This window comes from Bradyrhizobium sp. PUT101 (genome assembly GCF_052043945.1).
GTDB lineage: Bacteria > Pseudomonadota > Alphaproteobacteria > Rhizobiales > Xanthobacteraceae > Bradyrhizobium.
On the sequence record NZ_CP197207.1, the window covers coordinates 868,212 to 895,064 of the forward strand.

General features: G+C 64.1%; 22 protein-coding genes and 1 riboswitch. Of the genes, 6 read left to right on the top strand and 16 right to left on the bottom strand.

What is annotated here, in order from left to right; all coding sequences use genetic code 11:
• The first annotated feature begins 81 nt into the window (after nt 1-81).
• A complete protein-coding gene (gene erpA / locus ACSHT2_RS04240; protein ID WP_038949166.1) occupies nt 82-411 on the top strand; it encodes an iron-sulfur cluster insertion protein ErpA in 330 nt (109 codons plus the stop codon).
• A 4-nt stretch (nt 412-415) separates the two neighbouring features.
• On the opposite strand, the gene ACSHT2_RS04245 is transcribed toward erpA, so the two are convergent.
• Nucleotides 416-2,746: an ATP-binding protein gene (locus tag ACSHT2_RS04245; protein ID WP_440640510.1), complete on the bottom strand. Its 2,331-nt coding sequence runs from the start codon at nt 2,744-2,746 to the stop codon at nt 416-418.
• Between the two features lie 133 nt (nt 2,747-2,879).
• Between ACSHT2_RS04245 and xth the strand changes: the two genes are divergently transcribed.
• A complete protein-coding gene (gene xth / locus ACSHT2_RS04250; protein WP_440640511.1) occupies nt 2,880-3,677 on the top strand; it encodes an exodeoxyribonuclease III in 798 nt (265 codons plus the stop codon).
• A gap of 157 nt (nt 3,678-3,834) precedes the next feature.
• On the opposite strand, the gene ACSHT2_RS04255 is transcribed toward xth, so the two are convergent.
• From ACSHT2_RS04255 to ACSHT2_RS04290, 8 genes are all read right to left on the bottom strand, one after another.
• Entirely contained in the window at nt 3,835-4,662 is an 828-nt protein-coding gene (locus tag ACSHT2_RS04255; protein WP_440640512.1) for a tetratricopeptide repeat protein, read from the bottom strand.
• Nucleotides 4,649-6,370, bottom strand: a complete 1,722-nt coding sequence (gene ilvD, locus ACSHT2_RS04260; protein ID WP_440640513.1) for a dihydroxy-acid dehydratase — start codon at nt 6,368-6,370, stop codon at nt 4,649-4,651. Before ilvD ends, ACSHT2_RS04255 begins: the two co-directional genes overlap by 14 nt.
• Before the next feature lie 1,110 nt (nt 6,371-7,480).
• Nucleotides 7,481-8,062 (bottom strand): hypothetical protein, encoded by a 582-nt coding sequence (locus tag ACSHT2_RS04265; RefSeq protein WP_440640514.1) that lies wholly within the window; start codon nt 8,060-8,062, stop codon nt 7,481-7,483.
• A 61-nt stretch (nt 8,063-8,123) separates the two neighbouring features.
• On the bottom strand, nt 8,124-10,352 hold the full coding sequence (locus ACSHT2_RS04270) for a TonB-dependent receptor (RefSeq protein WP_440640515.1): 2,229 nt from the start codon (nt 10,350-10,352) through the stop codon (nt 8,124-8,126).
• A gap of 114 nt (nt 10,353-10,466) precedes the next feature.
• Nucleotides 10,467-10,679, bottom strand: a riboswitch (cobalamin riboswitch).
• 94 nt (nt 10,680-10,773) lie between these two features.
• Nucleotides 10,774-11,031: a hypothetical protein gene (locus ACSHT2_RS04275; protein ID WP_061881804.1), complete on the bottom strand. Its 258-nt coding sequence runs from the start codon at nt 11,029-11,031 to the stop codon at nt 10,774-10,776.
• Between the two features lie 270 nt (nt 11,032-11,301).
• On the bottom strand, nt 11,302-11,514 hold the full coding sequence (locus ACSHT2_RS04280) for a hypothetical protein (RefSeq protein WP_440640516.1): 213 nt from the start codon (nt 11,512-11,514) through the stop codon (nt 11,302-11,304).
• Nucleotides 11,515-11,663: 149 nt separating this feature from the next.
• Entirely contained in the window at nt 11,664-11,840 is a 177-nt protein-coding gene (locus ACSHT2_RS04285; RefSeq protein WP_162832022.1) for a hypothetical protein, read from the bottom strand.
• Between the two features lie 102 nt (nt 11,841-11,942).
• Nucleotides 11,943-13,679, bottom strand: coding sequence for an adenylate/guanylate cyclase domain-containing protein (locus tag ACSHT2_RS04290; protein WP_440640517.1), 1,737 nt, complete (start codon nt 13,677-13,679; stop codon nt 11,943-11,945).
• A gap of 319 nt (nt 13,680-13,998) precedes the next feature.
• Here ACSHT2_RS04290 and ACSHT2_RS04295 point away from each other — a divergent pair, with 319 nt between their 5' ends.
• Nucleotides 13,999-16,188, top strand: a complete 2,190-nt coding sequence (locus ACSHT2_RS04295) for a transglycosylase SLT domain-containing protein (RefSeq protein WP_440640518.1) — start codon at nt 13,999-14,001, stop codon at nt 16,186-16,188.
• 75 nt (nt 16,189-16,263) lie between these two features.
• Here ACSHT2_RS04295 and ACSHT2_RS04300 read toward each other — a convergent pair whose 3' ends face one another.
• Together ACSHT2_RS04300 and ACSHT2_RS04305 are read right to left on the bottom strand one after the other, a co-directional pair.
• Complete coding sequence (locus tag ACSHT2_RS04300; protein WP_440640519.1) at nt 16,264-16,626, bottom strand: hypothetical protein; 363 nt, start codon at nt 16,624-16,626, stop codon at nt 16,264-16,266.
• Nucleotides 16,623-16,811, bottom strand: a complete 189-nt coding sequence (locus ACSHT2_RS04305; protein WP_440640520.1) for a hypothetical protein — start codon at nt 16,809-16,811, stop codon at nt 16,623-16,625. Before ACSHT2_RS04305 ends, ACSHT2_RS04300 begins: the two co-directional genes overlap by 4 nt.
• 1,156 nt (nt 16,812-17,967) lie before the next feature.
• Between ACSHT2_RS04305 and ACSHT2_RS04310 the strand changes: the two genes are divergently transcribed.
• From ACSHT2_RS04310 to ACSHT2_RS04320, 3 genes are all read left to right on the top strand, one after another.
• Nucleotides 17,968-19,953 carry a PAS domain-containing sensor histidine kinase gene (locus tag ACSHT2_RS04310; RefSeq protein ID WP_440640521.1) on the top strand — a complete coding sequence of 662 codons (1,986 nt, stop codon included), beginning with the start codon at nt 17,968-17,970 and terminating at the stop codon, nt 19,951-19,953.
• Nucleotides 19,950-20,624, top strand: coding sequence for a response regulator transcription factor (locus tag ACSHT2_RS04315; protein ID WP_440640522.1), 675 nt, complete (start codon nt 19,950-19,952; stop codon nt 20,622-20,624). The genes ACSHT2_RS04310 and ACSHT2_RS04315 overlap by 4 nt, the downstream gene beginning before the upstream one ends.
• A gap of 95 nt (nt 20,625-20,719) precedes the next feature.
• Nucleotides 20,720-21,136, top strand: a complete 417-nt coding sequence (locus tag ACSHT2_RS04320; RefSeq protein WP_440640523.1) for a response regulator transcription factor — start codon at nt 20,720-20,722, stop codon at nt 21,134-21,136.
• Nucleotides 21,137-21,240: 104 nt separating this feature from the next.
• On the opposite strand, the gene ACSHT2_RS04325 is transcribed toward ACSHT2_RS04320, so the two are convergent.
• From ACSHT2_RS04325 to ACSHT2_RS04345, 5 genes are all read right to left on the bottom strand, one after another.
• Nucleotides 21,241-22,212, bottom strand: a complete 972-nt coding sequence (locus ACSHT2_RS04325) for a tripartite tricarboxylate transporter substrate binding protein BugD (RefSeq protein WP_440640524.1) — start codon at nt 22,210-22,212, stop codon at nt 21,241-21,243.
• A gap of 183 nt (nt 22,213-22,395) precedes the next feature.
• Nucleotides 22,396-23,637: a threonine synthase gene (locus tag ACSHT2_RS04330; RefSeq protein WP_271528197.1), complete on the bottom strand. Its 1,242-nt coding sequence runs from the start codon at nt 23,635-23,637 to the stop codon at nt 22,396-22,398.
• A gap of 128 nt (nt 23,638-23,765) precedes the next feature.
• Nucleotides 23,766-25,187: a dihydrolipoyl dehydrogenase gene (gene lpdA, locus ACSHT2_RS04335; RefSeq protein ID WP_440640525.1), complete on the bottom strand. Its 1,422-nt coding sequence runs from the start codon at nt 25,185-25,187 to the stop codon at nt 23,766-23,768.
• Between the two features lie 17 nt (nt 25,188-25,204).
• Nucleotides 25,205-25,438 carry a hypothetical protein gene (locus ACSHT2_RS04340; RefSeq protein WP_319338705.1) on the bottom strand — a complete coding sequence of 78 codons (234 nt, stop codon included), beginning with the start codon at nt 25,436-25,438 and terminating at the stop codon, nt 25,205-25,207.
• A 22-nt stretch (nt 25,439-25,460) separates the two neighbouring features.
• Nucleotides 25,461-26,813, bottom strand: coding sequence for a pyruvate dehydrogenase complex dihydrolipoamide acetyltransferase (locus ACSHT2_RS04345; RefSeq protein WP_440640526.1), 1,353 nt, complete (start codon nt 26,811-26,813; stop codon nt 25,461-25,463).
• Between the last annotated feature and the right edge of the window lie 40 nt (nt 26,814-26,853).

Below are 26,853 nucleotides of genomic sequence, written 5' to 3' on the forward strand. Positions count from 1 at the left end.
TGCGTATGGTGGCACTTAACTATGTCGGGCGCGGGATACCAAATGAATTGGGTATGACTGCGGGACTATCGGAGACGAACGATGACGACTGACGTGACCATCAGCGACCGGGCCGCGCGCCGGATTGGGGAGATCCTCAAGGGCGAAGGTTCTGGCGCGATGCTGCGCATCTCCGTCGAGGGCGGCGGCTGTTCCGGCTTCCAGTACAAGTTCGACATCGACCGTGCCCGCACCGACGACGATCTCGTGATCGAGCAGGACAATGCGGTGGTGCTGGTCGATTCCGCCTCCCAGCCGTTCCTGGCAGGATCGCAAGTCGATTTCGTCGACGATCTGATCGGCGCCTCGTTTCGCGTCAACAATCCCAATGCCACCGCGTCCTGCGGCTGCGGGACGAGCTTCTCGGTCTGACTGGCTACGCGCCGGTTATCTGCCTTTCCTCCTCCGTCCACTCCACCTCGACCGGCGTCAGCTCCGGCTGGAGCGGCGCATCCTCCGACATGACGTGGCCATCCAGCGCGCGCAGGAGTGCCGCGATCAGCGCCGGCTTGCGCAGCGGCTTGGCGAGGAAGTCCGACATGCCCGCCTCCCGGCAAATCTTGATGTCCTCGGGGAAGGCGTTGGCGGTGAGCGCGACGATCGGCAAGGCTTCGAGGCGCCCGCCTTGCGCACGGATCGCGCGGGTGGCAGCAAGTCCGTCCATGTCGGGCATGCGCACGTCCATCAGCACGACGTCGTAATTGCCCTCGGATGCCGCAGCGACGGCCTCGGCGCCGTCGGCGACGACGCGCAGCTCGACGTCGAAAGATCCCAACATCTTGCTCACGACCATGCGGTTGACGGCATCGTCCTCCGCGACCAGCACCTTCAGAGGGCGGTCGAGGCCGGCAATGCGGGCTTTGAGATCATCGGCCTCGTCGCGGCCGTCTGCCTGATCGGACGCCTGCGCCTGGCTCCAGGGCAGCACCAGCGTGAAGCGGAAGGTCGAGCCTTCGCCCGGCGTCGAGGTAACGCCGATGGTGCCGCCCATCTGCTCGATGATGCGCCGTGAGATCGCAAGGCCGAGCCCGGTGCCGCCGAAGCGACGGCTGATCGAAGCATCGGCTTGCGCGAAGTCGCTGAAGAGCTGGCCGAGCTTTTCGGGGGCGATGCCGATGCCGCTGTCGGTCACCGTCCATTCGACGGTCGCCAGCAGGTCGCGTCGCGCCTGGCAGGTGACCGAAATCGTCACCTCGCCTTCGTCGGTGAACTTCACCGCATTGGACGCGAGGTTGAGCAGCACCTGGCGGATGCGTGCGACGTCGCCGCGCAGCGTCGGCGGCAGGCTCGGATCGAATTCGACTTTGACCGTCAGCCCCCTGTTCTTGGCGCTCGCGCGAATGACGGTCGCGACAGCCTCGACCAGCGCCTGCGGGGCGAAGTCGATCACCTCGAAGGTGAAGCGCCCGGCCTCGAGCTTGGACAAATCCAGAATGTCATTGAGGATGCGCTGGAGATTGTCGCCGGAGTCGCGGATCGTGGCGACGGCTTCGCGCTGCTCCGGATCGAGCTTGGTTTCGAGCAGCATGCTGGCGAGCCCGAGCACGCCGTTCATCGGCGTGCGGATCTCGTGGCTCATCACGGCCAGGAAGTCCGACTTGGCGCGACTCTCGGCCTCGGCCTTTTCCGCGCGCCAACGCTCAGTCACGTCGCGCCCGAAGCCGCGATAGCCGAGGAAGTGTCCCTCGCGATCATAAGCCGGCTTCGCCGTCAGCGACCACAGCCGCGCCTCGCCGCCGGCAACGACCTTGAGGTTCATCTCGTGCAACGGCTCGTTCTGCTCCATCAGGCCGACAACGTTGTAGGCTGCACTCTTGTCCTCCGGGCAGAGCATGTCGAGCACGTCGGCGAAATGCGATCCCTTCAGCAGCGGAAGCGGCAGCTGCGCGACGTCCGCGAAGCGTTGGGGCACGTCGATCAGATGCCCGTCGGCGTCGGTCTGCCACAGCCAGTCGCTGGCGTTCTCCTGAAAGTCCTTCAGCAGCAGCGAGATGATCTCGGTCTGGCGCTCGAGCTCGAGCTGGGCCTTGAGATTGCCGAGGAACAGATTGCCTTGCGAGACGATGTTGCGCGCCATGAAGAATGCGAACAGCAGCAGGAACACCGAGGTCACGAGATAGGGCCCGGTGCCGCACAGCAGCAGCGCGCCGGCGCAGGCGACAGTCATGGTGGCGAGATAGATGAGGCCCGCACGCGGGAAGGTCGAGAGCGTGAAGGCGCCGCCCGACATCATGCCGACCATCAGGCAGGCCAGGATGAGCTGGCTGGTCGGCTCGACGCGGCTGAACAACGCGAGCGGCAGCGTGCTCCAGATTGCGGCGAGGAAGAATGCCTGCCGCAGCATCCGCCGCGCCGCGCGGGGCGAGGCCTCTTGCGGCAGGTTCTGATGCGACCGCGGCCACGAGCGCACCGCGAGCGAGGCGGTGGCGGCGAGCGTCAGGCCCCAGATCGCGAGAAAGTCGTTCCAGCCCCTGCCCCAGAACAGGATCAGCACGACGGCGACGTTCAGCATCGTCACCGCCATCGTCACCGGGATCAGCCGCCTCACGGCGTCGATCTGCTTGGCGCGAATGCGGCGGATCTCGCGCTCGCTGAGATCGGCAGTCAGGCCGTCCTCGATCTCGAAGCCGCCGAGCCAATACAGGAATGCGCCGATCAGGCCGTCACGCGGTTCAGTTCGCTTCATCGACTTGTCCGGCCAACCCATCCGCGGAACCTTTCGACGATCAATGGCCCACCGCCTGCTTAGACCGGGTTAATTTTGTGGGAGATCCTGCGGCATCCTTGACGGGCGCGTTTGCAGTTTGTTCTAACCATGGCCCCCGCCCGGAGCCTTCCCTATGTCCATCAGAGTAGCCACCTGGAACGTGAACTCGGTCCGGCAGCGGATCGATCTCCTGCTGACCTGGCTGAAGGAGTGCCAGCCCGACATCGTCTGCCTCCAGGAGATCAAATGCGTCGACGAGGCCTTTCCGCGGCTGGAGATCGAGGCGCTGGGCTACAACGTCGTCACCCATGGGCAGAAGACGTTCAACGGCGTCGCCCTGCTCTCGAAGCTGCGGTTCGACGAGACCAAGTCGGGGCTTGCCGGCGACGACGAGGATACGCATGCCCGCTTCCTGGAAGGCGTGGTCACGCTCAAGCGCGGGGTGCTGCGCATCGCCTGCCTTTACCTGCCCAACGGCAACCCGGTCGGGAGCGACAAATATCCCTACAAGCTCAAATGGATGTCCCGACTTCTTGAATATTCGAAGGAGCGCCTCAAGACTGAGGAGCCGCTGATCCTCGCGGGCGACTTCAACGTCATCCCGCATGCCCGCGACGTGCACAATCCGGCCGCCTGGACCGAGGACGCCCTGTTCAAGACGGAGACGCGCGAGAGCTTTCAGTCCCTGCTCGGCCTCGGCCTGACCGACGCCTTGCGCGCCGTCACCGACGAGCCCGGGCTCTACACCTTCTGGGACTACCAGGCCGGGGCCTGGCAGAAGAACCAAGGCCTGCGGATCGACCACCTGCTGCTGTCGCCACAGGCCAGCGACCGGCTCGCCAATGTCGGCATCGACAGCTATGTGCGCGGCTGGGAGAAGCCGTCGGACCACGTTCCGGTGTGGGCGGATCTGGATCTCGACGCGGCGTGAGCGCCGATCAGGTGGCGGGCAAGGCGCCAAGGCGCCTTTGCCCATCCTACGGAACCTAACCTAAAGCATGATCCGGAAAAATGCGCAGCGGTTTTCCGGATCATGCTTAAACAACAACCTAAAGCGCGATGACGATTCATCCTAATCGCATCGCGCTTTAGTCCCGGCGGCCCTGCACCCACTGCTCCAGCATCTGCAGGCACATGGCGCGGTCGTCGTCGGAGGCCTTGGCGAAGGCGCGGTTGTAGCTTTCCTTGATCCAGGTCTCCTCGGCGCCGGCGCTGTCGCGCGCCAGGGTCAGCCACATCAGGCCGCGCGCGGCCTGCCGCGGCAGGCGGTCGCCGTTGAACAGCATCTGGCCGAGCAGCGCCTGCGCCTGGTGCTGGCCCTTCTGCGCGGCAAGGCCGAGCCAGCGCGCGCCATAACGGAAATCCTCGCGCGAGGCGTCCGGTGTCTTCAGGTACAACCGCGCAAGATCGTATTGCGCGTCTGCATTGCCGAAATAGGACGCCGCATAGGAGAACATCTCCCGCGCCCGCTCCGGGTCCGACTTGATCTTCGAGTTCGGGATGCCGCTGAGATAATAGCGGCCGAGTGCGACGAAGGCATTGGCCACGATCTGCGCCTGCGGCGCCGACGGGCTGTCCTCGGCATGCGCGTTCGCGATCCGGCTGAAATACTCGAAGGCACGCAAATCGTCCTGGGCGACGCCGTCGCCGTTGGCGTACATGCGGCCGAGCTTCCACTGCGCGATGGGGTGGCCACCCTCGGCGGCATATTGCAGCGCGCTGAGCGAGGTTTCCCGGGTCGCGACTGCCGGCGGAACCTTGGTGCGCACGGCACCCGCGGCGCCCGGCAAGGTGGTCACGACAGGGATGGTCGCGTCCTTGGGGTTGACCGGCGCGCCGTCGAAGGCAAGCGCCGGCGCGGCCAGCGCGGCCGCTCCCAACACAAACGCAACAATGGCACGCCTAGATGTCCGCATAGCACTGTTTCTCGTGCGCGCCGCCCGGATGGGTTACCGCCCCACCGACCGCTGGTCCGACCTGCTGAGCATATTTCCAGAGCGCACCCGATGTATGGTTGGTCGCGCGAGCGCTCCATTTGGTCTTGCGCTGGGCGAACTCGGCGTCGCTCAATTTTACGTTAAGGGTGCCGGCGACCGCGTCGATCTCGATGATGTCGCCGTCCTCGAGCAGCCCAATCGGGCCGCCGACCGCCGCCTCCGGCCCGACATGGCCGATGCAGAAGCCGCGGGTGGCGCCCGAGAAGCGGCCGTCGGTGATGAGCGCGATCTTGCCGCCCATGCCCTGGCCGGTCAGCGCCGCTGTGGTCTGGAGCATTTCCCGCATGCCGGGACCGCCCTTCGGCCCCTCGTAGCGGATCACGATGACTTCGCCTTCACGGTAGGTACGCTTCTGAACCGCCTCGAAAGCATCCTCCTCACGGTCGAAGCACCTGGCCGGACCGGTAAACCTGAGGTTGGACATTCCCGCGACTTTCACGATCGCACCTTCTGGCGCCAAATTACCCTTCAGACCGACCACACCGCCCGTGACGGTGATGGGTTTGTCTGCCGGGTGCACCACGTCCTGGTGCGGATTCCACTTAACGCTCTTGAGGTTTTCGGCGATCGTGCGGCCCGTGACGGTAAGGCAATCACCGTGCAGGAAGCCGTTGTCGAGCAGCGTCTTCATCAGAAGCGGTATGCCACCTACTTCAAACATGTCTTTGGCGACATAACGGCCGCCTGGCTTCAAATCCGCGACATAAGGTGTCTTTTTGAAGATTTCGGCGACGTCGAACAGGTCGAACTTGATCCCGGCCTCGTGCGCGATCGCCGGAAGGTGCAGCGCAGCATTGGTCGAGCCGCCAGACGCCGCAACAACTGCGGCGGCATTCTCCAGCGCCCTTAGGGTGACGATATCGCGCGGCCGGATGTTTTGGGCGATCAGGTCCATCACCTTCTCGCCCGCGGTCGTGCAAAAGGCGTCGCGGACTTCGTAGGGCGCCGGGGCACCGGCCGAGTATGGCAGCGCGAGGCCGATGGCCTCGGAGACGGTCGCCATGGTGTTGGCGGTGAACTGCGCGCCGCACGCGCCCGCCGAGGGGCAGGCCACACGCTCGATCTCGTCGAGGTCCTCGTCCGACATGGCGCCGACCGAGTGCTTGCCGACGGCCTCGAACATGTCCTGCACGGTGACCTGCTGCCCGCGGAAATTGCCGGGCAGGATCGAGCCGCCATAGATGAAGATCGAGGGCACGTTGAGGCGGATCATCGCCATCATCATGCCCGGCAGCGACTTGTCGCAGCCGGCAAGGCCGACCAGCGCGTCATAGGCATGACCGCGCACCGTCAGCTCGACCGAGTCGGCGATGCATTCCCGCGACGGCAGCGACGAGCGCATGCCGTCATGGCCCATGGCGATGCCGTCGGTGACGGTGATGGTGCAGAATTCGCGAGGCGTGCCGCCGGCCGACGCCACGCCCTTCTTCACCGCCTGGGCCTGGCGCATCAGCGCGATGTTGCAGGGAGCGGCTTCATTCCAGCAGGAGGCGACACCGACGAAAGGCTGGTGGATCTGCTCGGTGGTCAGACCCATGGCGTAGAAGTAGGACCGATGGGGGGCGCGCGCAGGGCCTTCCGTCACGTGACGGCTCGGCAGCCTCTGCTTGTCAATCTTTGCAACCATCGCAACCAGTTTCCCCGGCCAACCCTTTCAGACCCGAAAAATCAGAGCCAAGATTTGAATCGACCTTGGGATTTTCTCGTCGCCTTCGAAGACCGCCACTGCCCTTAAAACATGAGAGTGATTTTATTCATGTTAGGGTGTGGCCAAAAAGCGGCGACGATGCGAACCGCCGGTGGTGAGGGTTAAATCTGGAGCGACTGTTGCACCGGCGGCACAATCGTGGCTCAGAAGCCACGGGCAGGCCTACCAAGATACCTCGCGAAGATGGCCATCCACAACCTCGGCTTTTGCTGCACGATGATTGCACCCGCTTTCAGCTCCGCGATCTCGCGTACGAAAGTGAGTCGCAGTTACGGAGCAAGGTGAGCTGACGTCGTTTTCAAGCTCGGACTGACCAGACACGTCTTCCCGTTCTCGCGGCTGATTTCGCCCGAGCTTTGCTTGGTCGCGCCACCCTCATGAAGCCAAAAGGGCGCAGGGAAGGCCGGGTGCCGGCGGCACCCGCGGTCCGCTGCGCGAAGATGTAGCGCAAGAAGACCGCAACAGCAGCATACAGGTGAAGCCCAACACACGGCCTTCCCTGCGCGATGGTCGGACGGCTTATGCCGTGCTCTCCCGGGAGCCGAGTTCGTTCTGGCCTCCCTCACTTTCGCGAAACTCACCGGCACCGCGCCGGTTGACGCGACTGCCGCCTCCGCAAGAGCTTGACCGTAGCAACGACGGCCAGGACCACACGGTTTTGCCGTACGCACGGCCCGCCATTTCGCCGCAGTTTTCCCAGCCCTGTCGACGGAGCCGGAAACTTACAGACGAGACGAACCTGACAGCGCCGCTCGTCCGCACGCAGTTTCGGGCTCACGGAGAGCAATCCGCCCGGCCCTTGACCTCTCGTGCACGACGCTGCCGCGTCCACCGCAAGCCCGGCTCGCGAAAATGACGACCTCATGATCGCCCCTCCTGGATGAGCCAGGATGGGCGACACATACGCCGTTTCCGAATTTCGGTAAAGTGGAATATTTTCACCGAGACGGATTGACACCGAAAGTTGTGAAACGACCAGGTGTTTCGCCTGTCGGGCGATATCCCGCTGCCGGATTGCGCCAGGCTCCGTCAGGCCGACATCGCTCCCTTGCGCCCGAACGGATCGAACAGGCGCACGACCTCGCAGACGGCGACGAGGCCGGCGAGCCAGGCGGCGCTGGTCAGCCCAATGCGCGTCACGATGGCGGCGGTGAAGGCGCCCTCTCCGCCCAGGAACGGCGTCGCGGCGAGCAGCGCGAGCTCATAGGCCGCATAGGCGGCAAACAACGCAATCGCGAGCATGAGCGGCGTGCGGCCCTGCGGCAGCATGCGAAGCACGCCCGACGCCGCTGCGGTCGCCAGGAGCGCAGCCGCGCCGATCACGAAACCCCAGGCGATGCTGCTGCCATCGATAGGATAATGCAACGCGCTAAAGCCGATCGTCTGGTTCACGAGCCAGGCGCCGGTGACGACGAGCAGCGCCGGACGCAGCGTCAGCATCGCAGCCGCGACGACGGCGAAAGCCGCGAACGGCGTCGCGCAGGCGAACGCAAAACTCGCGAGCGCGCACGACACCGTCAACAGCGCGAAGCCGAACATCGGCGCAAGACGCGGCGCCACCGGATGGAGGCGGAAGCCGTCGTCGTTGGACCGCAGGATGTTGAGAGCCATGATGATCTCTTTCTCTTCGAACTCTAGTCCGTTTGGGGGGCCTGTGACAGCTCCAGCAAAATCAAAACGTGGCGCCGGCCTTGAGCAGATAGGTGCGACCGGGCAGCGGATAGGCGCTGAAGCGACCGTCCGTGAAGGTGCTTGCGATGGCGTAATCGTAGTAGAGCGCGTTCAGCACATTGTTGACGCTGAGCGACCAGAAGTAGCGCTCAAATTGACCGCTGAGCTTGAGGTCGATGGTGCCGTTGGCGGGAATCGGCTTCTGGGTTCCGGCCTGGTCGTTATCCATGCGACGCTCGCTCCAGAAGCGCGCGGTGGCGTCCAGCACCAGATAGTTCTGCCAGATGTTCCAGGTGAGGCCCGCACTCGCGGTGTAGCGCGACACCAGCGGCACGTCGTTGCCCGCCCAGACGCCTTCGCGGAAGACAGCCCGTGTATAGGCCATGCCGGAACGCACAAGCAGGGCGTCGTTGATGCGATAGGAGACACTGGTCTCCGAGCCGTAACGGCGGGTCGGATCCAGGTTGGTGTTGTAGAACAGGATTGGATTGAAATGGATCTCGTTGGCGAGGTCCATCAGATAGAGACTGCTCTGCATCTGCAGTCCGCCTCCTCTGATGCGCAGCCCGCCCTCGATGTCCTGCGAGGTCTGGGTCTTGAGCCGGAACGTTTGCGGGAGCGGATTGAAGAACGGGTCGAATGAAGGGCCCGACGACACCCGCTCGTCGACATCAGGCGTGCGGAAGGCGCGCGCGGCCCGGCCGAACAGCGCGACGGTCTCATTGAGACGATGCTCGGCACCGAGGTGCAGCGCATATTGCGTCTCGTCGCTCCTGAGCGGGAGCGCGCCGATGTCGGCGTTGAACGGAGCCGCCGCATCAAAATCGTCACGTGCCGAAAGGCCGATGTTCTGCACCCGGGAGCCGTAGGAGATGTCGGTCGTAGCCGTCACGGCCAGTGTGTGCTGGACATAGCCAGCAACCGTCTGCTGCCTGAGGACGTAATTGTGCCAGGGGGCGAGACCCTGGCCGGCACCGCGGTTCTGCTGAAAGCTCGCATCGTAATAGTCGACGCCGGTCAGCAACTGCGACGGCATTCCGAAGAGCAGGCTCTTCACGCTGAGCCGCGGCGTGATCGACCATGTCGTCAGATCGGCCTCGACATAGGTCGACGTGAAGAAAGCCGGAACCGGCGTCGGGCTCGAGAAGAACGCACTCTGCTGCTTCTTGTCGCGCAGGCCGCCGTCGACGATGAGATCGACGCCGTTGACCAGGGTTTTCGTGAAGCCGGCGGTCGCGCTAAAACCCTGCTGGTTGGCGTAGTTGAAGGGCGTGCCGGCCCCTCGCCGGTTGGTCGCGAGCTCGTCGAGACCGATCGACGGATCCACGGTGCGGCCGCCCGGCAGTCGCAGCTCCTGATTGTCACCGGTGACGGTCAGGAAGGCGGTCAGGCCAGGCATCGTGTAGTTCAGGTTGCCGACGCCGTTCTCCTGGGAATAGCGATTGTTGTCGCGGTAGCCGTCGGTCCTGACGGCATTGCCGTGGAACGAGGTCGACCACGGACCGGAATTGAGCGCGGTCGAGACGTTGCCGAGCCCAGCGTTGAACGAGCCGAAACCGGCCTCGATGCGCGCTGTCGCGGGCGGGCCGCCGACGCCGTTTTTGGTGACGATGTTGATGACGCCGCCAACCGCATTGTCACCATACAGCACTGCACCGGAATTGCCGCGCGTGATCTCGATACGCTCGATGGCATTGAGCGGGATCGTGGAGAGATCCACCTGCGCCATGTCGATGTCGTTCAGCCGCCGTCCGTTGACCAGCACCAGCGTATTGGCCGTGGCGAAGGCACCGAAGCCGCGCAGATCGACACTGGTCTTGGCACCGATCTGGCCGCCATAGAACGTCGTGATCTGGGCGCCCGGTACTTGCGTCGCGATGATCTCGGCCAGCGTTTGCGACGGCGCATGGGCGATGTCTGCGGCCGTGATGATGGTCGTGGCCGCGCCGACGATGCCGTCATTGCCGGCGGCCGCTCCACTGCCCGAGCCGGACGAGCCGGTCCCGCCCGGCGCACCATTCGGGCTCACCCGGCGCCTCACCGCATCGCCATCGCCGGCCGCCCTGGCCCGCGTACGGCTCTGATCGTCAGGCTGGGTCACTTCGACCGGCGGCAGCTGTTCGGCACCGGCCTGCTGCGCGTGGGCGATGGAGGGATCGAGCGAATAGAAGGAAGCGGCCGCAACGATGCCGGCGCAGCAGCGCCTGGCGGCAGTGACAAAACGGGACAAAATCATAACCTCGGCATGACGTCAGTGGCACGTCACAGCGAACGAGGCTTTACGGCGGAGCGATCGATTGCTCCGGTGAAGCTAATGTCTGTACTCCCCGACCGACATCCTCGCGTGTGACCACGGCTGACGGCAGGTCTCCTGGCTCGCGGGTCGTTACCTCTGCGTCGCCTTCCCAGGACCGAAATTCCCAGTGGCATAGGACGAGAGATTCACCGCTTACAGTTGCGGGGGCAGCCATGGCATTGAGAAGATCCCGCCTTGGGACATCTCGCACCACGTTCCCTTTTGATCTCCATGAGGAGAACCGCCAGCGGCCAATCTACGGGGCGCCCAGGCCGGGAGTCAATCGACCGCTGGCATCTTGGCCGCAGACGCGATCGGCCGGCTCCACAACGAATCGAGCAATGCCCTGCGCCGCCTACGTTCGCCCCCGCGGGCGCTGGGCCTGAGCCCAGGCCACAGCGACATCCCGCGGCGGAGCGTCGAGGCGCTTGATCGGCGTCAGTTCGCCGGAGGCCGAGACGATCGCGGTCTCTTCGCGCCGGCAGCGCGTGCAGACGAAACGGACCTCATGCGGGGATGCCGACCAGCTTGAACGTTTCACGTTGGCGGCCATCGGCCAGGCATCGCAATGCGAGCACGATACCAGGAACCGGCCGGGATCGAGCATACCCATTCCATTGGACTCCGCGTCCTGCCCACTGCTTCCAATGACTATCCTATGTGAATCGTTCCGGTGCCTCGGCACCGTCGACGCCACGTTCGCTGGAAGCCTGCGCGCTGCTCGCCGTTCCCACGAGACCTCCGGCGTTGTCGATTTCAAAGCTTGCGAATTTCATCCGATGTCCCCCTGCTCCGATCGACCCTATCAGGTCGAGACGGCGAGGACGATTGGGGAGCCGGGGATCGCGCGTTGCGACGCCTCGCAAGGCAGAAGGTAATCCGCTCAGCGAGCCCCCTTGAGGGTGCAGGATGTCGTGCAGGTGACCGTGGTGCCGCGATCGCACGATCTGCAGGCGTTGACGCACTGGTTCATGTCGCGTGGATTGTAGTTGTAGTTTCGTAGCGGACAGGTCGACGTCGTCGAGCCGGTGATGTCCCGCTCCTGGTCGCAGGCCGCCGTCATGAGCGCGAATATGATCACGGCAACGAAGCGCATGGGACCTGCCCTGTCAGGCACAGCACGATGACACTCGCGAGGTGCGCTGCATCGCAACGAACCCCGGCCACCACGAGCCACCGCCGATCGGCGATGCCCGCGTGCTGCGAGAATGCGCGCTAAATGTTAAGAACGGATTTCAGCCGGTCTCAGGCCGCGGCCGTCGTCGCGATCGCCTGCCGAATATCCACCGCCAGCTGGCGATACTGTTCCCCGAGCCTCAGATAGAACTCGCGCTTGGTGCTGTCGGTGGCGAGCTTGGCGATCAGCTCGCATTCGGCAGTCAGCGTCTCGAACCGTTCCAGCCTGTCCTGAAGTTCTGTCATCGGCGTGTCCCCATCAAACGCCACAAGGACACCAAACCTAAACCCGAGGAATAGGTCACAGCGAACATCGTTATGGGGTAGCATCAATTTTTCCGCGGCAGCCTATTTCTGCTCGAGCCGCCAGGCACCATCCCAATTGGCATCCGGCGGATTGGCCGCGAACTGCGCGATGCGGCCGAGCATCGCGCGCGAGGGGCCGTCGCCGGGGACCGCCTCGAGCGCCGCGTTGAAGGCGGCACGAGCGTCGTCGAAGCGCCGGGCGCGATAGGCGGCGAGACCTTCGACATAGTGCGTGCGCAGGCTCACTTGCGCATCGGTGAGTGCGCCCAGTCTCGCCATCACCTCGAAGATCGCCTGCGGCGCGCTCTGACCCGCAACCGCCAGACGGTCGATCTCGCGCAATTCGAGGCGCGATCCAATCGCGTCCGCAGTCGCCTGCGAGATCAGGATGCGGGTGCCGTAAACCTTGTTGACGGCCTCCAGCCGCGAAGCGAGGTTCACGGCATCGCCCATCACGGTAAAGCTCATCATCAGCTCGGAGCCGATGCTGCCGGTCAGGACCTCGCCGGTGGCGATGCCGATGCGCAGATCGCACGGCGCGGGCATGGCGCGGATACCGAGCAGATCGGGCAGCTGCTTCTGCAGCGCGGGCACCTGGTCGGCCATCTCGATGGCGGCAAGCCCGGCGAGCAGCGCCTGCTCGTCCTCTTCGACGAAGGGCGGGCCCCAATAGGACATGATGGCGTCGCCGATATATTTGTCGATGATGCCACGATTGCTCCGGATCGGGCCGGACATCACGGTGAAATAGTGGTTCATCACCTTGACGAGGCCGCGTGGGGTCATACCCTCGCTCATCGAGGTGAAGCCGCTCATGTCGCAGAACATGATGGTCATCACCCGGCGCTCGCCGTCGATTGCGACCTCCGGCCGGTCGATCAGCCCCTGCACCACCTTGGGATCGATGTAGCGGCCAAAGGTCTCCCGGATCTGCTCGTTGTGCCGCAACTGCTCGATCATGCGATTGAATGCCGCAGCGAGCTCGCCGATCTCGTCTTGCGTCGAGACGGTGATGGGCTTGTCGAACCGGCCCGCCTCGACCTCGCGGGTGCCGGCGAGCAACAGCCGTACCGGACGCGTGATGCCGCTGGACACCAGCAGCGCAAAGGAAAATCCGACGATCGCCGCGAGCAATGTCACGACACCCGAAATGATGATGGTCTGATGCTGGCGGCTGATCACCTGCGACGTCGAGAAGAAGACCTGCGCCAGCATATCGCCGCGGATCGTATCGACCTTCCGGTTGAACTGGTCGCGCAGCATGTCGATGTGCTCCAGCGTGCCGCGGGCCTCTGCCATCTGCCTGGCGTCGACCTGCTTGAGGAGCTTCGCGTGGTCCTCGCTCAGGTCGCGGCGCAGCTCGGTGACGGCGGTGTCGATGCGGATATCGATTCGCGCCAGCGCGGCATTGTCGGAAAACGTCCTGGGGTCCTCGATGATCGCGTTGATCAGCTTGCGCGCGGCCTCGGCCTCGTCCTCGATCTTGCGGTCCGATTCCTCGAAGTCGCGAAGGCGCGCCGCATAGGCCTCCTCATCCGACGGCGCCTCCATCCGGGTCATGACCATCCGCCGCAGCGCCAGCCCCCGCTCCAGCGAGCGACTGTTGGAACGCGCCAGATGGCTATAGGCCGGGATGTAACGGTTGGTCAGCTCGTCGAGCAGGACGCCGACCTGGCTGGACATCACCATCGACAGGATCGAGGTGACCAACATCAGGACGATCAGTCCGAGGGCGATGCCGACAATCTTGCGCCGGATCGACTGGTTGAAAATCGGCATGTAGGTGCGGAGGCAAAGGGAAAAGGCTAAAGGACGGAGCGAGGGAACTCCATACACCGGACTGGCTGCGGGAACACGCGCAATCTGGCCCTCCTGGCGCCCTGTCCATGCGCAACCGGCGCGCGAGAGTTAGAAAGGTCAATGGAACTGCCCTTTTCTCCTTTGCGGAAATTCCAGCGCCGCATCCGTTTTTTGCCGTATTGTTGCGACAGGGTGTGGAATGCGGGCCGATGCCCCGGCATCGTTCGTATCTTTGATTCTCAAGCCGCATGTCGTCGCGGACCTTGGTTTGTAGTGGTTTCGCAGGGGGGACCATCGAATGAACCAGTGCCTACGCTCGCTCGCGTGTTTCGTTGCCGTGGCCGCGATGGCCCTCTTTCCCACAGAGCTCGCGGCGAAAAGCGGTCATAAATCAGCCGCGCCGAAGAAGACGCATGAGGCGAAAGCCGGCAAGCACCGCCTTGCCTCCGCCGGCAAAGCGCGGCACGGCAAGCACGCCGAGGCCAAGCGCAAGTCGAAGAAGACCATCGACGAGCCCGCGGACAGGCCGGCACCGCCGCCGCTGACCGGCGATCTCGCCGCGCTGAAGGACGCAATCGATCTCGCGCGCAAGGGCAAGACGCAAGACGCGAGCGCGGCGCGCGACCGCATCGCCGATCCCGCCGGACAGAAGCTCGCCGACTGGTTCATGCTGCGCCATTCCGAGAGCACCGCCAATTTCAAGCATTACGCCGCGTTCCTCGCCGCCAATCCCGACTGGCCGAGCAGCGCCCTGCTCCGCCGCCGTGCCGAGGCGCGGCTGTGGCAGGAGAAGGCCGACGCCGCCACCGTGCACCGGTTCACGATGGACCGGCCGACCAGCGCCAAGGGCAAGTTTGCGCTCGCCCGCGTGTTGCTCGCTGAAGGCGATACCGACAGAGCCGCCCGGCTCGTGCGCGAAGCCTGGCGCGCCGACGAATTGTCCGAGCGCAGCGAAGAGGATTCCTACGAAGCGTTTCGCGATCTTCTGTCCGCTGACGATCACCGCGCGCGTATGGACAAGCGCCTCGGCGCCAAGGATTACGCTGGCGCGAGGCGCGCGGCGAAACGGCTCGGCGAGGATGCGCTCGCGATCGTGAAAGCCTGCGCCGCGGTCACCGGCAAGGCCAGCACCGCCAAGGACTATCTCGATGACGTCTCCGCTGACGGCCGCCGCGATCTCGGCTACGTGCTGTGCCGCGCGCAATGGTACCTCCAGAAGGACCGCATCGACGACGCCGCCGAGGTGATCCTGGCCGCCGCGCCCGATACCATGGCGGACCAGGACACCGACGCCTGGTGGCGCGAGCGTCGCATGCTTGCGCGCAAGCTGCTCGACCAGGGCAAGTTCAAGACCGCCTATGATGTGGTGCGCACGGCCGCGGTGCCGGAAAAAGAAGTCTATCGCGTCGACTACCACTTCATGTGCGGCTGGATCGCGCTGCGCTTTCTCGACGATCCCACGACGGCGATGATGTACTTTGCCGCCATCGACGAGGGCTCGTCCAATCCGATCGCGCTGTCGCGGGCCCATTACTGGCGCGGTCGCGCCGCCGAAGCCCTGGGCGCAATGGCCGATGCCCGCATGAGCTATCGGGCTGCGTCGCGCTATCCCACCGCCTATTACGGCCAGCTTGCGCGCGCAAAGCTCGGCCTCGACCGGATCGAGCTGCGTCCGCCTGCGCCCGTGCTGGCCTCGGATGACACGCCCCCCGCGGATGAGCGCGTGCGCGCGGCCGACATGCTCTACGGCATCGGCGAGCGCAACATGGTGTTCTATTACGCCGAGAATTTCGCCAAGGAGAGCAGTGACGTCGCAGCACTCGAAGCGCTCGGCGAGCTTGCCCGCCGGCGCAACGATGCGCGCGTGATGCTGGAGGTCGGCAAGACGGCGCTGGCGCGCGGGCTCGCGCTCGACCATTACGCCTTCCCCACCATCGGCATCCCCGAGCACAAGCAGGTCGCGCCCGCGATCGAGACCAGCGTGATCTATTCGGTGGCGCGCACCGAAAGCTCGTTCGACCAGCGCGACAAGTCCCATGCCAACGCGGTCGGGCTGATGCAGGTGACGCCGGAAGCGGGCCGCGATACCGCCAAGCGGTTCGGCCTGACCTATGACTGGAGCAAGATGGTCTCCGATCCCGTCTACAACACGCAGATGGGCGCAGCCGAGCTCAGTGCGCTCTTTTCGGAATACCGCGGCAACCAGATCATGACCTTCGCCGGCTACAATGCCGGCCGTGGCCGCGTGCGCGAATGGGTGCAGACGCGTGGCGATCCCAGGGATGCCAATGTCGATCCGGTCGACTGGGTCGAGCGCATCCCGCTGTCGGAGACCCGCAACTACGTCCAGCGCGTGATGGAGAACGTGCTGGTCTACCGCACGAGGTTCGAAGGCAGCGGCATGGTCGCCGGCAAGAGCGATCGGCGCGTCATCACGCAGGAGGCCGGCGCAACGGCACCCGTGGCGGCCGCAGCGCCCGCTCCCTAGGCGACGTCGCCGGGGCTGGACACGGCGCCTGCCAGGTTGCGTCGCTGCGGCTTCCACGCGAGCGCCGTCGCGTAGCTAGGTGTCACCTCCTTCCATCGTGATCGGATCGCGACCGTCCAAATATGCGCCGGTCAAGGTTCTTGCGAAGGTCCAGGCGTGGATCGTGCAGCTCCAGCAAAAGACGGCACCCAGGACCGCGAACATCTCGATCGCGTTGCGAGCGGCGACCTCGACGTTCCCGGCGGCCGGCTCGTTGCGCCTAGGCACCGACCATTGCGTCAGCAGCGTCACGAGTTCGCCGCGCCGGTAGCAATCGTAGTCGCAGTAGCGGCGCTGCGTCCGCACATGCCGGACATAGCCGGACCGGATCGACCGCGAGCAGGTGCTGCACGTGGACGCGCACAACGGGGGCTCGTGATTGACCACCATGAATTTCATGAAGCCGCCCTCATGCGATCTTTCGCAAGCGTCTCGCAGAACAGCGCGTAACACTGATGATCGCAGTAAGGCAGACGGGTCGCGATCTCGCGGAGATAGCTGCCGCTGAGCGGCTCGCAGCACTGCATGCACCAGGCCTGCCGGAACGGGGTTCGGCCGTTCACCAGCACGAACGCGAATCTCATGTGGCACCTCCCAAAGCGAAGCAGTAAACGCCGTCCAACGGTGACAGTGCGGGCGGCGGAGCGCAAAGATGGTTTCGGCCGTCCGGATTATCCCTGTTTCGCTCCACCTTTTGCGGTGGAATCAGAATGTATCTCCCGTCCTCCCGGCGCCGGGCATAGATCTGGTCGTCGATGTATTTGATGTCGGTCGGATAGCAGTCAGCACTGTTGCAACAACTGACGCCCGGATTATCCGGCATGTGCCAGGTCGAATAGAATTTCTCGTGCAGCGCCTGGTCCTGGGGTGGGTGCCGGCGATGTACGGCATCGTGTCCTGTCTCCTGTGCCCGGACCGTCGCAGTGGAGCCGAGGAGAACCATCGAGCACAACAGCTTGCATGAACGGTTCAACGTACGCTCCCGGATCAGACCCTCGGACGATGTCAGCTCTCTAATTCGGCCTCACGCGGCCTGAACCCGGAACAACCACCGGTGATCGCGCTCGCGGCGCGTGCGGAAGCGATCGACACACTTCTTGGAGCAGAGCGCGGTGCGCCAGGAATAGTAGCGGATCAGGCCAAACTTGCCGCCACACACCGCACAGCCATTGACTGAAGAGCAGCATTCGGACTCTGATCGGCCACGCTCGGGAAGCACCGATGTCACGCACATTGTCGTCTTCCTCCCTTGCTCGCGCTTTGCCAGTTCGTTTCCTTCGACTCATGCGGATCGTGAATTGCCACAAATTGCAGCGGCATCGTCCTTGGTCTTTGCCTGCCGGTAAGACGCCTCCGCCGCAAGCTTCAGACCGGTTCTCGTGCGCTCGCTGCAACACTCCCGATTTATCATGAGGCTATTCCCCAGGGCACGAGACGCTCAATTGTACGGAGGTAAATGACCGATATGATTAGGAATGGAGGAGCTATACCTAGGTTTGTCCGTACTCGCCCGGGGCTCTCCGACGGCTCATGTGCAACGTGACGGCGCACGATGCTCCGGCCGCACGGTCACCGTGAAAATCATGCCATGGCGTACGTGATGCGCCGCACCGGACAGGGTGGCAGCGGTCAAGTCACAGGCGAGCGTCATAGCTGCCCATCCGACTTTGGCGGGAATTGCTCGTCTCGCTGCAACGTGCTCTACTCGTATTCACGCAGAGAGCGCCGGGAGCGTCTGCGATGAAGCCTGGCCGAGCAGCGACATTCGGGAAGTCAGCCGCGCAATTCCTCGCCGGCTGCGTAAGGCAAACCGTCGCCGCTAAGCCGCGCAGCGAGCCCGAAGGTGACGACTTGCTCGAGGCGGTCAAGCAGTGGCAGCAAGTCTTCGAGCACACCCCGGTCATGTACTTCATGGTGGATCCAGCCGGGACCGTGATCAACGTGAACACGTTCGGCGCCGCGCAACTGGGCTATGCCGCCGCGGAGCTGATCGGCCGATCGGTGCTGGATGTCTTCTTCGAGGAGGATCGCGACTTCGTCCGCGCGTGTGTCAAGCTGTGCCTTGAGACCGTCGATCAGTCCCACACCTGGGAGATCCGGAAGATACGCAAGGACGGCTCGGTGCTATGGGTGCGCGAGAATGCCAAGACCATGCTGCGGGGCGATGGCGGACCAATCGTCCTGGTTGCCTGCGAGAACATCACCGAGCGCAAGGAAGCCGAGAATGCGCTGCGACAAAGCGAGGCCTATCTCGCCCAGGCGCAGGAACTGAGCCACACCGGCAGTTTCGGATGGAAGGCCGCAACCCGCGAGATCACCTGGTCCAAGGAGACCTATCGCATCTTCCAGTGCGACGAGGGAACCAAGCCAAAGATCCCGTTCATGCTACAGCGGATCCATCCGGACGATCGGCTCGCGGTGCAACAGACAACGGCTCGGGCCGCGCGAGAGGGAAAGGACTACGATCACGAATACCGGCTCGTGATGCCCGACGGCTCCATCAAGTATGTCCGAGCGGTGGCCCGCGCGATGCGAGATTCAAACGGGTGCATGGAGTTCGTGGGATCAGTGACCGACATCACGGCGACCAAGGAGGCAGAGCGCAGACTGCGTGCGAGCGAGCAGCGCTTCCGCGACTATGCTGAAACCGCCTCTGACTGGTTCTGGGAAACAGGGCCAGACCATCGCGTCACCCAAGTATCGGAGCACTCTGATACCATCACCGCTCCCGCCGGCCTGATCGGACTCACGCGTTGGGATATCGCTCCTGACGCCGATCTCGAACCCGAGAAATGGCAACAACACCGGGCGGCGCTCGACGCCCACATCCCCTTCCGCGACCTGGTGTATCGCAGCAAGGATCGCAGCGGGCAGCCGATCTACGTCCGGACCAGCGGCAAGCCGTTCTTCGACGCCGACGGCGCTTTTCTGGGCTATCGTGGCGTCTGCACTGACGTAACCGCGGCCATCCGGGCCAATCAGGCCGAAGATGCACTGCGCAAGGCCCAGGCCGAACTCGCCCATGTGACGCGTGTCACGACTCTGGGTGAGCTGACCGCTTCCATTGCCCACGAAATCAATCAGCCGCTCGCCGCTGTGATCGCAAACGCCGATGCCTGCCTCGCCTGGCTGCAGCGCAATCCGCCCGACCTCAAAGCGGCCGGCCGCTCCGTCGAGTGGATCATCGAGGATGGCACGCGTGCCAGCGACGTGATCCGTCGCGTTCGAGCGCTCGCCAAGCGCTCCGACATCGACATGGCTCCGCTCGACGCCAATGTCGTCGTACGGGAGTCGGTGGCGCTCGTTCAGCGTGAGATGGCCAGCCACGCCGTGTCGGTGCGAATGGAGCTGTCGTCGGCACTGCCGAAAATTTTCGGCGATCGAATCCAATTGCAACAGGTCCTGATCAACCTGATCATCAACGGGATCGAGGCCATGGAAGACGTCCAAGATCGCCCGCGCGAGATGGCGATCCGTTCGGCGGCGAGCGACGATGGCGCGGTGCTGGTGAGCGTTTCCGACTGCGGAGTCGGCATCAGTGAACAGGCGATTGACCGCCTGTTCACGCCGTTCTTTACCACGAAGTCCACCGGCATGGGCATGGGGCTGTCGATCTGTCGATCCATCATCGAGGCGCATGGTGGACGGCTTTTCGCCGCACCCAACCAGGAGCACGGCGCGACTTTTCAGATCACCTTGCCCCTCCATCGAGAGGAAACTTCGTGACCCAGCGCGGGGAACCTCCGTCACCGCAGGAGAACGACGGCGATCAGCCAATTGTCTTTATCGTCGACGACGACGCGTCCATGCGCCGTGCGCTCACCAATTTATTCGAGTCGGTCGGCCTCAAGGTCGAAGCATTCGGCTCGGCACCACAACTCCTCCACGCCAAGCCGCCGGAAGTCCCCAGTTGCCTCGTGCTCGACATCCGCCTTCCCGGAGCCAGCGGCCTTGATCTTCAATCCGATCTCGCCAAGGCGAATATCCACACGCCTATCATCTTCATCACCGGTCACGGTGATATTCCCATGACGGTTCGGGCCATGAAGAGCGGCGCGATCGACTTCTTGACAAAGCCGGTCCGCGACCAGGACATCCTGGATGCAGTCCAGGCCGCGATCGAGAGAGACCGCAAGCGCCGCGACCTCAACAGGACGGTCTCGACCGTGAGATCCCGCTTCGAGTCACTATCCTCGCGGGAGCGAGACGTATTGTCACTGGTGACGGCCGGCCTGATGAACAAGCAAGTGGCCGCCCAGCTCGGATTGGCCGAAATCACCGTCAAAATCTATCGCGGCCAGATCATGCGGAAAATGGGCGCGAAGTCGCTGGCCGATCTGGTGAGAATGAGCGAGGCGCTCGGGATAGGGTCCAACAAGCCCGACGCACAAACCTAAGTATGAGTTTCCAATCGTCGCTGGCAGGTCCACCTTATCGGTTTATGTGTAGCCGTGGCGACGGCAAGCGTGATGCCGGGTGAGGAGCGGACGTCTTGTCAGCGGCTTCGGTCATTTCGGTGCTTGACGACGACCCTTACGTGCGGGCCGCTATCAACAATCTCCTGGAATCGCGCGGGTACGTCGTCCACACATTCGCCTCAGCCGAGGAGTTTTTGAGGTCGCCCGATTCGAATGGCACCTCGTGTGTGATCGCCGACGTGCAGATGCCGCTGATGACTGGAATCGATCTGTTGACGCAGATGCGCGCGCATGGTTCGGCGACGCCGTTCATCTTCATCACAGCCTTCCCGGATGAGAGCGTACGGGTGCGCGCCCTCAAAGCCGGGGCAATCTGTTTTCTCGGCAAACCGTTCGCCGCCTCGGATCTGATGCAGTGCCTGGACCGTGCGCTGGCGGCAGGTCACGAAACCTTGCAGCGTGCGCCCGGCGGCCAGCAGACGCGACGATGACGGCGATCAGAATCAATCCCGCTTCTCGCGAGGGCTTCCCGCGAGATGGCCCGCGCCGCCCTTGCAGAACCTCACGACATACCGCGAGGCATGCGTTGCCCGCTTCAATCCACCTTGATGTTCGCCGCCTTGATCATCGGCCACCATTTTGCGATCTCGGCCTTCTGGCGGGTGCCGAGCGCTTCGGGCGTGAGCTGATCCTTGGGGGGCATCTCCAGGCCCTGGCTTTCGAGCTGCTTCCTCACTCCGGGATCGTTCAGCGCTTCCACGGCGGCCGCATTGAGCTTGGTTACGATCTCCTTCGGCGTGCCCTTCGGAACCCACATGCCCGACCACAGCGTCATGTTGAAGCCTTTCAGGCCCGCCTCCTCCGCGGTCGGAATGTCGGGCGCCGAGCGCAGGCGCTTGTCGTCGGTGATGGCATAGGCGCGGATGGTGCCGGCGCGAACCTGGTTGATGGAGTTGGAGGTCTGGTCGACGATGAGGTCGATCTGGCCGGCGATGAGGTCGTTCAGCGCGGGCGCGGTGCCGCGATACGGCACGTATTGCAGCTTGATGCCGGAGACGTTCTCGAAATAGACGCCGGCGATATGGCTGCCGGAGCCCGCGCCGGCGGTGCCTGCGGTCGGCGGCGACGGCCGCGACTTCAGCCAGTCCACCAGCTCCTTCAGCGAGGTCGCAGGCACCGCGTTCTTGCTGACGACGATCATCGGATTGCTCGGCAACAGCACCACCGGCTCGAGGTCGGCGACGAGATCGTATTTGAGCTTGTAGACGGCACCGTTGGCGACGTGGGTGCCGAGGTGGCCGAACGAGATGGTGTATCCATCCGGCGGCGATTGCACGGCGCGAGCGACGCCGATCGAACCGCCCGCGCCGGTGACGTTCTCGATCACCACGGGCTGCCCCAACGTCACCCGCATCCGGTCAGCGAGGACTCGCGCCATCGCATCCGACGGTCCGCCGGCGGCGAAAGGTACGATGACGGTGATGGGACGTGAGGGATAGTCATCGGCGCGCGCGGCGCCGGTCACAGCGAGAACAGCAATCAGCGCAGCCCAAGCGGCCTTCTTCATTGTCTTCTCCCCAGCGATGTCGTTGTTTTTTTTGGCCCTCTGCCCGCGTACGGGAAGAGGGATCATTCGTAGCCTGTTGTCGCGCTAAAGCGCGATGCGATTAGGATAAATCGTCATCGCGCTTTAGATTGTTGTTTAGCATGATCTTTTCGGAAAACCGCTGCGCACTTTTCCGGATCATGCTTAGAACTGCGCGTAATCGATCGGCTTGTGACGGTCGAGCGTGCGGGTGACCGGCGGCAGCGGGTACTTCAGGCCGGTCGCGCAGTTGAACAGCATCACGCGGTCGGTCTTGCTGACGCGGCCGTCGGCGAGGCTCTGCTTGTAGGCGGCGTAGGTGGCGGCGCCCTCGGGGCACAGCAGCAGCCCCTCCTCGCGCGCGACCTCGTTCAGCGCCGACGAGATCTTGTCGTCGTCGACGGCGATCGCGAAGCCCTTGCTTTCGCGCACGGCGCGCAAGATCAGAAAATCGCCGATCGCCTGCGGCACGCGGATGCCCGACGCAATGGTGTGGGCGTCCTCCCAGCGCGTAGCGTGCTCGGTTCCGGCTTCGTAGGCGCGCACCATCGGCGCGCAGCCCGACGCCTGCACCGCAACCATGCGCGGGCGCTTGCTTCCGATGAAGCCGATCTTCTCGAGCTCGTCGAAAGCCTTCCACATGCCGATCAGGCCGGTGCCGCCACCGGTCGGATAGAAGATCACGTCGGGCACGTCCCAGCCGAGTTGCTCGGCGAGCTCGAGGCCCATCGTCTTCTTGCCCTCGATGCGATACGGCTCCTTCAGCGTCGAGGTGTCGAACCAGCCGACTTTTGCCTTTCCTTCACCGACGATCTTGCCGCAATCATCGATATAGCCATTGACGCGGTAGACGGTCGCCCCCTGCAGCTCGATCTCGCTGACATTCACCTCGGGCGTGTCGGCCGGGCAGAAGATCGTGGTCTTGATGCCGCAGGACGTCGCATAGGCCGCAAGCGCCGCGCCGGCGTTACCATTGGTCGGCATCGCCATATGCTTGATGCCGAGCGCCTTGCCCATCGACACCGCCATCACGAGCCCACGCGCCTTGAACGAGCCGGTCGGCAGCCTCCCCTCGTCCTTGACGATGATCTCGCCGCCGCCGAGTTTTGCACCCAGCTTGGGCAGCCGGATCAGCGGCGTCGTGACCTCGCCGAGCGAGACGATGTCCTTGCATTTGCGCACCGGCAGCAGCTCGCGGTAGCGCCACATGTCGCCGGGGCGCTGGGCGAGCGCGTCCTTGGTCAGCGCCTTCTTCACGCCCGCGAGGTCGTAGCGGACGAGCAGCGGCTTGCCGGCCTTGGAGAGGTTGTGGACCTGGTCCGCGGCATAATGGTCGCCCTCCATCGCGCATTCGAGATGGGTGACGAACGTCGGGCGTTCGATGGTGAGGTTGTCGTTGTCGTGCATGGCTTCTTTCTTCTTCGTTATGCCGATGATCTCTATTGTCCGTCATTCCGGGGCGATGCGAAGCATCGAACCCGGAATCTCGAGATTCCGGGTTCGCCTCTTCGAGGCGCCCCGGAATGACGCGTGCCTTAAATATTCAACACCCTTCCATACGCATCCAGCACGGCTTCCTTCATCATCTCCGACAGCGTCGGATGCGGGAACACCGTGTGCATGAGTTCTTCTTCCGTGGTCTCCAGGTTCATGGCGACGACGTAGCCCTGGATCAGCTCGGTGACCTCCGCGCCAACCATGTGGGCGCCGAGAAGCTGACCGGTCTTCTTGTCGAAGATCACCTTGACCAGGCCCTGGTCCTCGCCGAGCGCGATGGCCTTGCCGTTGCCGACGAAGGGGAAGCGGCCGACGCGGATCTCGCGGCCGCTTTCCTTGGCCTTGGCTTCGGTGAGGCCGACGGAGGCGACCTGCGGCTGGCAATAGGTGCAGCCCGGGATCAGGTTCTTGTCCATGGGATGCGGATTGAGGCCCTTGATCGCCTCGACGCAGACCACGCCTTCATGCTCGGCCTTGTGCGCGAGCATCGGAGGGCCGGCAACGTCGCCGATGGCATAGATGCCGGGAACGTTGGTCTTGCCGTAGCCGTCGACCACGATGATGCCGCGGTCGGTTTTGACGCCGAGTTTCTCCAGGCCGATATTCTCGATGTTGCCGACGACGCCGACCGCCGAGATCACGCGCTCGAACTCGGTCGTGACGGGCTTGCCCTTGCCGTCGTCGATGGTGGCGACGACGCTGTCGGCCTTCTTCTCCAGCTTCGTCACTTTGGTCGAGGACATGATCTTGATGCCCTGTTTCTCCAGCCGCTTGCGCGCCAGGCCCGCGATCTCGGCATCCTCGACGGGCAGGATCTGCGGCAGCACCTCGACCACGGTGACGTCGGAGCCCATGGTGTGGAAGAAGGAGGCGAACTCGATGCCGATCGCACCGGAGCCGACCACCAGCAGCGATTTCGGCATCCGCTCCGGCACCATCGCCTCGAAATAGGTCCACACCAGCTTCTTGTCGGGCTCGAGCCCGGGCAGCACGCGCGGCCGCGCACCGGTCGCGACGATGATGTGCTTGGCCTGGTAGATCCCCTCGCCCAGCGCGCCTTTCGGGCCCTCGACGTCGGACTTCTTCACGGTGACCTTGCCGGGCGCGTCGATCGAGGCGGCGCCCCAGATCACGCTGACCTTGTTCTTCTTCATCAGGAAGCCGACGCCGTCATTGAGCCGCTTCGAGACGCCGCGCGAACGCTGCACCACCGCCTTCGGATCGAACGACACCTTCTCGGCCGACAGGCCGTAATCCTTGGCGTGCTGCATGTAGTGATAGATCTCGGCCGAGCGCAGCAGCGCCTTGGTCGGAATGCAGCCCCAGTTCAGGCAGATGCCGCCGAGATAGGATTTTTCTACAATTGCCGTCTTGAAGCCGAGCTGCGCGGCACGGATCGCGGTGACGTAGCCGCCGGGACCGGAGCCGATGATGATGACGTCGAAAGATGTGTCGGCCATAGCGGCTCCCGTTCAACTCAAGAGGCGCCGCGGGCGCGGCGCTTGACCAAAAGAGACCTCACCAGCCATTCGAGCACCATCACCAGGACCATCACGGCCAGTGCGGCGAGCACGATCGGCTGGGCGATGTTCCGTGCCAGTTGCTCGCCGGCAAAGAACGCAGATTGAAGAAAATCGAGCCCGATCGGGTTGAGCGCGACGACGGCTCCGAGCAGCAGCGATATCCATGGCCAGCGGGTCCGGACATGCAAGGTTGCCCCCTCTGCCGCCGCGTCAGACCATCATCATCACGGGGTTTTCGATCAGCTGCTTGAACGCGCCGATCAGCTCGGCGCCGAGCGCGCCGTCGATGGCGCGGTGATCGCAAGACAGGGTCACGCTCATCATGTGCGCGATCTCGATCTTGCCGCCGCGCACGACGGGGCGCTCCTCGCTGGTGCCGACCGCAAGGATCGTCGCATGCGGCGGGTTGATCACGGCGGTGAAGTGGCTGATGCCGTACATGCCGAGGTTGGAGACGGCCGTGGTACCGCCCTGGTACTCCTCGGGCTTGAGCTTGCGCGAGCGGGCGCGCGCGGCAAAATCCTTCATCTCGTTGGAGATGGTGGAGAGCGTCTTGGTCTCCGCTTTGCGGATGATCGGCGTGATCAGACCGCCGGGCATCGCCACGGCAACGCCGACGTCGGAATGGTGATGCTTGACCATGCCGCTTTCGGTCCAGCTGACGTTGCAGTTCGGGATCCTCTGCAGCGCCACCGCCATCGCCTTGATGACGAAGTCGTTGACCGAGATCTTGTAGAGCGGCTTCTTCTCATTGTCCTTCGGCGCGGCAGCGTTGATCTCCTCGCGCGCGGCGAGCAGCTTGCCGATGTCGCAGTCGATGGTGAGGTAGAAGTGCGGGACGTTCTGGATCGATGCGGTCAGGCGCTGCGCAATCGTGCGGCGCATGCCGTCATGCGGGACGATGTCGTAGGAGCCGGGCTCGAACAGCGACAGGATCTGCTTGTCCGACATCGTCGGCGCGATCGCGGGCGCACCTGACGGAGCAGCAGCTGGCGCCTTGAGGCCCTTGCCCGATTTGGCCTGCTCGACGTCGCGGGCGACCACGCGGCCATGTGGACCGGTACCTGCAATCATCGAGACATCGATGCCGGCGTCCTTGGCCAGACGCCGCGCCAGCGGCGACGAGAACACGCGGCCGCCATGGCCGTTGCTTTGCGCTGCCGCCTGCGGCGCAGGTGCGGCGGCGGGCGGCGGAGCGGCCTTGGGCGCGGCGGGCGCCGGAGCAGCAGCCTCAGCGGGCTTGCCTGCCGTCTTTTCAGCAGATTTGGGCGGCGCGGCCGAGGCGCTGGGCTTGGCGCTACCCGCAGCCTTGACGTCCTCGCCCTCGCCGGCGAGCACGGCGATCACGTCGTTGACCGGGACATCCTGCGTACCCTCGGGCACCAGTATCTTGGCGATCGTGCCTTCGTCGATCGCCTCGACCTCCATGGTCGCCTTGTCGGTCTCGATCTCGGCGATGACGTCGCCGGATTTGACCTTATCGCCTTCCTTCTTCAGCCACTTGGCGAGGTTGCCCTTCTCCATCGTCGGCGACAGAGCGGGCATCAGGATGTTGATGGGCATGCTGACCTCACGAAGAACTTCTCAAAAACGTCGTCTTCGA